A 6,939-nucleotide genomic window follows, 5' to 3' on the forward strand; every position below is an offset into this window, starting at 1 on the left:
CTTCTACCACCGCCGCGCTCGCTGTCAACTCTGCGTTGACTGCCCTATTTTCTTGTCGGTGCTGCTCTCTCCCAGAAGTACCTTCCGCGCCAGTGCGCGGGCTTCCGGGTGAGGGGCGCGGCTTCTACCACCACCGCCACTTCGTTGATCAACTTCTTTCGAGTCGACCTTTGCTGCTTTTCCGCTCGAGCCACCGACCTGCTTCCGTCGGGGTTGGGCGGGGCGCGGCTTCTATCTCTTCGCCGCGTTCGAGGTCAACAACCTTCGTCGACCCTTTTCTTCCCCCCGTGCAGCCTTCCGAAGCCCTGGGGGCACCGGTCCGTTGCGCGGGGGTCCAGTGTCTAACGCTTCGATTCGGAGACGTCAAACCCTGATTGATCCGGGCCGAATCGTTCTACCTGGGCGCCGGGGATATGGGCACGCCGTTCCCTGGTGAGAACCCCCGACGCCCGGGTTCGTTCTTCCGCGCCATTTCCCTCGACGCACTGCCTGCCCCTCATCCGGAGGGACGACCCTTCTCGCGCTCTTCCCTCCAAAGGGTTCCTACGAGCCGGTCCGCGAGGGGAAAGGTGATGTTGAAGTTGTGGTGCCCCATCCGGCTCGGGTCGTGGTGCACCTGATGGTGCCTCCTCAGGAAGCGCACCCCGGGGAGACGGGCGCTCCAGTGGCTGCTCGGCAGGTGCGTGCTGAAGTGCACCCACTCGTACGCGAGGTAGTAGCCCAGGGCTGAAGCCGCGAAGAGCCAGCCCGCGTTGGCGGAAATCAGGAGGAAGCAGAGGGCTCCCAGCGGCGCGGCGACAGCTCCCAGGAAGAAGAGGAGCAGCACCGGCGGGAAGAGCACCATCTTGAAGTCGCGGCTGGATTCGTAGGCCATCGCTTCGTGGGTGAAGAAGCGATGGTGCTGCGCAGTGTGCCGCTCGAAGAGGAGGCCCAGGCCTCTTCGTTTGTGGTGCATCGGTCCCCGGTGGCCGAGGAACTCGACGCCGTTGGCGAGCACGAAGACGCCGGGAACACCCAGCAGTTCCCAGAACCGTGCCGCTTCCACCTGCCCCAGGGCCAGGGCGATGCCCGTGAGGCAGACGAGGCTGGTGAAGGCGAAATGGGCCCAGCCCCGATAGCCCGGCCCGATGACCTGGGTCCGGTACTCCTCCCGGAAGGTCTGGACCTGGCGGGGAACGGGGCGCGCTTCCATCCGCTGGAGCGTAGCGCGCCCTCCGGGTTCCCCGCCTGTTGCCTCTGGCTAGGAGCGCTTCGAGCCCTTTGCCTTCTGCTCCGGGGGCGGCGCTTCGTCCTTCTGGCGCGCCAGCGACTTCTGCAGCTTCCGCATGCGCTCCAGGATGAGCGTCCGGTCCACGCTGGAGAGGTGGTCCACGAAGACGTGGCCGTCCAGGTGGTCGATTTCATGCTGGAGCACGTGCGCGAGCCGACCTTCCGCCTCCAGTTCGTGCCACTGGGCCGTCTTGTCCTGGTAGCGGACCTTCACCTTCTCGACGCGGGGGCACTTCTTCCACACGTCCGGGACCGACAGGCAGCCCTCTTCCAGCTTGATGGACCCCTGCTTCGACAGAATCTGGGGGTTCACGATTTCAAACGAGGTGCCGTCCTCCCTGCCGACGATGGCCACCCTCAGGGGCACTCCGACCTGGTTGGCCGCGATGCCGATGCCCTTGGCTTCCGCCATGGACTCCGCCATCTCCTCCAGGAGCTTTTCGAGCGCCGGGCCGAAGTCGGTCACGGGCTGGGTGGACGTGGTGAGAACCTTGTGGGGCCAGATGACGATGTCGCGAGCCATGCGCCCGCATCTTGCCACGCGGCGCTCCATTGCTCAGCACTTCCCGCCAGCCCTGGTCCGCCGGGCTCCCGTTCCTGCCCCCGAGCGCCGAGCCCGACCGGTCTGATAGACCGCCGACATGCACCCGCACGCCCAGCTCATCACCGACTTCTATTCGGCCTTCCAACGCCGTGACGCGGACGGCATGGCCGCCTGCTACCACCCGGACGTCGAGTTCTCCGACGAGGTGTTCCAGGGTCTGCGCCACGCCGGCGTCACGTCCATGTGGCGCATGCTGCTGGAGCGCGGCAAGGACCTGGACGTCTCCTTCAGCGACATCCAGGCCGATGACCGCACCGGCAAGGCCCACTGGGATGCTCGCTACACCTTCAGCCAGTCGCGCCGGAAGGTCCTCAACCGCATCGACGCGACGTTCGAGTTCGCCGACGGGAAGATCATCCGCCACCGCGACCACTTTCCCTTCTGGACGTGGTCCCGGCAGGCGCTCGGGCCCGTGGGACTGGTGCTCGGGTGGACGCCGATGCTGCACAACAAGGTGCGCGCCCAGGGCGCCGCGGGACTGCGCAAGTACATGCAGGAGCGCGGCATCCAGGGTCCCTGATTCGCGGCTTCGTCACCCGCTCGCGTCGAGCTGCTTGAGGGTCACCGGCCCCTTCGCCCCCTGGCGCGCCAGGGTGGCTTCACAGCGGACCTCGCCCATCCAGTCCGTGTAGCGCAGCGTGGCCGTGCCGTCCGCGTGCAGCCACAGGGTCGCGTGGCCGTGGTTGCCGCGGTCCTGGCGCACGCCCGTCCATTCGGGGAAGCGCGGGCGGGATTCGAAGAAGCGCACTGGCGCCATGGGATGCGTCGGCATGTCCCTTCGCTCATAGGGGAAACCTCCGTGGCCCAGGCTGGCCCCCAGGAAGGGCAGCCCTGGTGCCCGGTCGTACAACGCACCTCCCTGGGCGCCTCCCCAGCACCAGAGGTCCACCCATTCGCGCTCCACGACCAGGGCCTTCAAGTCCTCTTCCACGAGGGGCGCGAGGCGCTTCCGGTCCGGTCCGTAGGGGGCCGTGTGGCTCAGCAGGATGTTCATGGCGCCCCGCCTTCGCCCCTCCGACAGCCGCTGCTCCAGCCATTGCAGCATTGCGGGCTCTCGGTGGCGGCCGGCTTCGAACCAGGCGGTGTCCAGGCCGATGAGCTGGAAGCGCTCCGCGGCGAGGCAGAAGTAGCTGCCCTCCTGGGGGTGCCGGGGACCTGCGCCCCGGCGCTCGTCCAGGTAGCGGAAGTAGGCGCCCGCCCCCGAACGCATCTCCGGCGCCGCGTTGAGCGTCAGCAGCGTCGTCGTCGCGAGCAGTGGCTCCAGGGGCTCCGCCACGTGCGCGTCGAATTCGCCCTGGCGACCCGCGTAGAAGACGCCCCCCAGGTGCACCGCGCAGTCCAGGCGCTCGCCTCGCATCACGAGCTGCCGGGCGATGTACCTGGAGGTGTATTCGCCCGTGCCGAAGTCCCCGAAGAGCGCCACCTCCACCGGCTGCCCTGGCTCCGGCTCCCGCAGTGGATAGAGAAAGCGGCTCTTCGTGCCGAAGTGCCAGCGGAAGGGGGCCTGCCTCGCCGCCGCCCCCTGCTCCAGCCAGACCGGCCCGCTGAACAACAGCCACCCTCGCAGGTCCGAGCGCGGCTCGAAGCGCGTGCGGGTGGGGTCGATGGGGATCTCCTCTGTCTTCAGCGGGAACGTAAAGTCCGAGGGCAGGCCTCCGGCTCCCTGACGGACCTGCCGCTCGGTCGCGTCGAGCCGCTCCTGCAACTGACCGGGGTCCGTGAAGAGCAACTCGAGCTCTCGCAACACCTCCACGAACGCGCCCACCGTCACGCGCGCGCCCAGGCCCGTCTCCGTCCAGCGCAGCACGTCCTCCGGCTCTCGCAGGAAGGCGGCTCGCAGGGCCTCCAGTTCCTCCGGGCCCAGGACCGGGAGGTCCGTGTCCGTCGCCTGGGGCGCTTCCGCCTGGAGCTCGTGTGTCTTCGCCACTTCGTTCGCGGACGGTGTGACCTTCGCGCTCGCTGGCGGACGGTAGCCGAGCGACTCGTAGAGCTGCTTCCACCTGCCTTCCATGCGCGTCCCCCTCGTGATGGCCCTGAATGGCCCCGGGCCTCATGGCCCTCCCAAGGGACGCATTCTCCCAGGCATCCCCGACATGGATGTTCGTCCCGGGGCGCCGGTTCCCGGTCGCCTCCGGACGCTTACAGGCCCTCACTCGACGCGACGCTCAGGGGCTCGCGGAGCCTTCGTTCCGGAAGGTGTAGAGCGTGTAGTACGAGCCCGTGGCGAAGCCGGGCAGCTTGAGCGGATTGAACACACTCAGGTTCGACAGCACCCCGCCCACGAAGCCCGGGGGCACCTCCACCAGCTTCAGCGCGCCTCCCGCCAACACCACGCCCGCCTGGGGCTGATCGTTGCTCACCAGCGTGCACTCGCCCGACGCCGTGAAGGCGCCCACCGGCAGGTGGAAGCGCGCGTAGAAGGGGACTCGCGTGCCGGGGGGGAAGGTCCGGTCCGTCAGCCGGAAGCAGGCCGTCGCCGTTCCCACCTTTTCGTAGCCATCCTCCACGAACCGCCCGTCCACCTCGCGATGGACGGGCACGTACAGACTGGCCCCCAGCTTCACCGTGGGCTCGAAGGGGGCCGCCGCGCACACCGCCAGGTCCGGCGGCGACGCAGCGTCCTCCTGCGAGCGGAAGGCATACACCCACTCGTTGCCCGACTGCAGTCGCACCCCAGGCCCTGTCCGCTGCTGCTGAGACATGTTCGGCTCCCTGTGCTGGACCGCGGGCTTCGTGCGGCGGTTACTGCCAGGACAGCGCGTATTCGGTGTCCACCGGTCCGGTCTGCTTGCCGTGCACCTGCACCCCTCGCGCGCCCAGGGCCTCGATGACGGCCTGGAGCACGCCCTCGTGGTACGCGGGCGGCATGAAGTCCCGCTTCATGATGAGCCGGCCCGTCCGGTCGCCAGACCAGTCCACGCTGCGCTCGCCGTAGCTCACCGCCGCGCGGTAGCCCGTGGGCAGGTTCGTCACCAGCCGCTTCGGGCTGTCTCCCGCGAGCAGCAGCAGCGTCTTGCCCGCCGCCGACGACAGGAAGTCCGTGGTCGCCTGCGTGCCCATCTTGCGCAGCATCACGTCGAAGCCGCCGAGCTGCGGGCCCATCAACTGCGCTCCGGTGAAGGCCAGCTTCAAGAAGCCCGACACGGGGTAGTTGAAGAAGTCCACGAACTTCTTCTCCGTCACCGACGCCAGGCACCGCTCCACCGCCGCGTCACCGCCCAGGATGCGTACCGCGTTCAGCGCTCCGTTGAAGAACATGCCTCGGGCCGTGTCGTCGGGGGTCGCCAGGGCCAGACGCTTCTCCAGGTCCTGGGCCAGTGCCGCATCCAGGCCTACTGCTTCCTTGCGCTGCTCACTCATAGAGGGGGAAATCTCCGGGGGGGAGGAGATGAACACCCGCGCGCACTACAGCCGCACGAGCTGAGCGCCATAATGAACGTTGGCTCCGACAGCCGCCACCACCACGAGATCTCCACTCCCGAGCGCGACCCTCCCCTGCTCGAGGTCCTCGGACAGGAGGATCAACATACCCGCCGCCGACGTGTTGCCGATGCGATCCACGTTGCAGGCAACCGCCTCCTTCGGCAGACCCGCCCGGGTCACGAATGAGTCCATCACGCGCTTGTTCGGCTGGTGGAAGTAGTAGCGCTTCACCTGCTCTCGCAGTGCGGGCGTGAGCACCGCGTCCAGGCACTTCTGCATGTACTCCGGGTAGCTGCGCGCGACCTTGAAGCCATCCACCACGAAGGCCATGTCGGACGGCCGCGTCCGCCCTGGCTGGTAGGGCAGCTTCAACATCCCACCGCCCCGGCGCGTCACCAGCTCCGCGTACGCGTTGCCAGAGAAGGAGGACAGGATGCCCGGGCCGTCCTCGTCGCCCGGCTGCGAGCGCAACACCACCGCGCCCGCGCCGTCCCCGAAGACATACATGGAAAGGTAGGCGTTGAGCGCCTTGGGCCGGCCCGGCGTGGGCGGCAGTTCGTCCGTGTAGACCTCCCGGTTGAGCAGGGGCGAGGTGAACGCCGAGGCCACCACCGCCACCGTGCGGAAGCGGCCGCCCTCCATCATCTTGCGCACCAGGTCCAACACGTACGGCGTGCCGCCGCAGCCGTCGTCCACCACCAGCGCGAACGCGTCCTCGCGCAGCCCCAGCCGCTCGTGGAGCGCCATGGCGTCGTGGTTGAAATGCGGCGCGTCCGGCGTGCACGTCACCACGAACAGCGCGTCCAGCTCCTTCGCCTCCACGCCCCCGCGCGACAGCGCCTGGCGCAGCGACACCTCGCACATGTCCGTGTTCGTCGCCGGGTAGAAGCGCCCCGCCACGTCGTCTGGCGGCGGAATCGCTCGGCCCGTCTCGTCGTCGAAGTCCCACAGGAACCGACGCTCGCGAATTCCGATCTTCTCTTCGATGCGCGCCGCAGACCAGCCTGGGATGGCCCGCGCAATCCGTTCGTTGCTGATGGTCCGCGTCGGAACAAAGGCCCCCGCACCCACCACACAAACCCGTTCGGTCATTTCGTGGCCCCTGACATCACTGCCCTGCCGGACGGGATGAATTCCCTGGCAAGAGCCGATTTCAGAGCACGATCCAGGCCAATTCCTAAGCCCTTGGAAAGACGGTCTATTCCTGCTGTGCGTGTGTCACCAATGAAGTGCACAGTCGGACAACTGGAATCCAAGTGACTGAAATTACACGGGAAATGGTGCTACTTCAGCAATGAAGCGACCGACATGGAATGAATCACACGCGGTGTGGACTTCACGCTGGGTGCCCCCAATAACACAATCGGGGTGCGTCGCTCCTTCAAAATGTCAATCCGCCGCGATTTGGCAAGTGTCCGCGCGCCCCGGGATGGCGGGCGGCGGACTTTCACAACAAGCCCGCCGCGCCTCCCCCCCAGTTCCAGCAGGTCGCGCCGGGCCTCGCTGTCATACGGAAAGCGCCTGAAATTGGATTTCGGCGCCTCGCCGCGGTTCAGAAGGGGATGTTGTCGTCGTCGTTGGGGGGCGGGATGTCGCCGTCGTCCGGCGGATTGCCGTAGCCGTAACCCCGGCCACCACCACCG

The 6,939-nt window shown here is 67.6% G+C and carries 7 protein-coding genes; 1 reads left to right on the forward strand and 6 read right to left on the reverse strand.

Features of this window, described 5'->3' with window-relative positions:
* Positions 1-496: 496 nt before the first annotated feature.
* Together D7V88_RS37110 and def are read right to left on the reverse strand one after the other, a co-directional pair.
* Positions 497-1,192: a sterol desaturase family protein gene (locus D7V88_RS37110; protein WP_120545299.1), complete on the reverse strand. Its 696-nt coding sequence runs from the start codon at positions 1,190-1,192 to the stop codon at positions 497-499.
* Between the two features lie 48 nt (positions 1,193-1,240).
* Positions 1,241-1,792 carry a peptide deformylase gene (gene def / locus D7V88_RS37115; protein WP_120545300.1) on the reverse strand — a complete coding sequence of 184 codons (552 nt, stop codon included), beginning with the start codon at positions 1,790-1,792 and terminating at the stop codon, positions 1,241-1,243.
* A 118-nt stretch (positions 1,793-1,910) separates the two neighbouring features.
* Between def and D7V88_RS37120 the strand changes: the two genes are divergently transcribed.
* On the forward strand, positions 1,911-2,393 hold the full coding sequence (locus tag D7V88_RS37120) for a nuclear transport factor 2 family protein (protein ID WP_120545301.1): 483 nt from the start codon (positions 1,911-1,913) through the stop codon (positions 2,391-2,393).
* Positions 2,394-2,405: 12 nt separating this feature from the next.
* Here the strand turns inward: D7V88_RS37120 and D7V88_RS37125 are convergent, their stop codons facing one another.
* The 4 genes from D7V88_RS37125 to D7V88_RS37140 all read right to left on the reverse strand — a co-directional run bounded on the left by D7V88_RS37125 (position 2,406) and on the right by D7V88_RS37140 (position 6,388).
* Positions 2,406-3,884, reverse strand: a complete 1,479-nt coding sequence (locus D7V88_RS37125) for a hypothetical protein (RefSeq protein ID WP_120545302.1) — start codon at positions 3,882-3,884, stop codon at positions 2,406-2,408.
* 154 nt (positions 3,885-4,038) lie between these two features.
* The gene (locus tag D7V88_RS37130) at positions 4,039-4,545 is read right to left on the reverse strand and encodes a hypothetical protein (RefSeq protein ID WP_244238596.1); all 507 of its coding nucleotides are present in this window, start codon (positions 4,543-4,545) and stop codon (positions 4,039-4,041) included.
* Between the two features lie 70 nt (positions 4,546-4,615).
* Entirely contained in the window at positions 4,616-5,233 is a 618-nt protein-coding gene (locus D7V88_RS37135) for a DUF2378 family protein (RefSeq protein ID WP_120545304.1), read from the reverse strand.
* Positions 5,234-5,278: 45 nt separating this feature from the next.
* Positions 5,279-6,388, reverse strand: a complete 1,110-nt coding sequence (locus D7V88_RS37140) for a 3-oxoacyl-ACP synthase III family protein (RefSeq protein ID WP_120545305.1) — start codon at positions 6,386-6,388, stop codon at positions 5,279-5,281.
* Between the last annotated feature and the right edge of the window lie 551 nt (positions 6,389-6,939).

This window comes from Corallococcus terminator (assembly GCF_003611635.1).
Taxonomy (GTDB): domain Bacteria; phylum Myxococcota; class Myxococcia; order Myxococcales; family Myxococcaceae; genus Corallococcus; species Corallococcus terminator.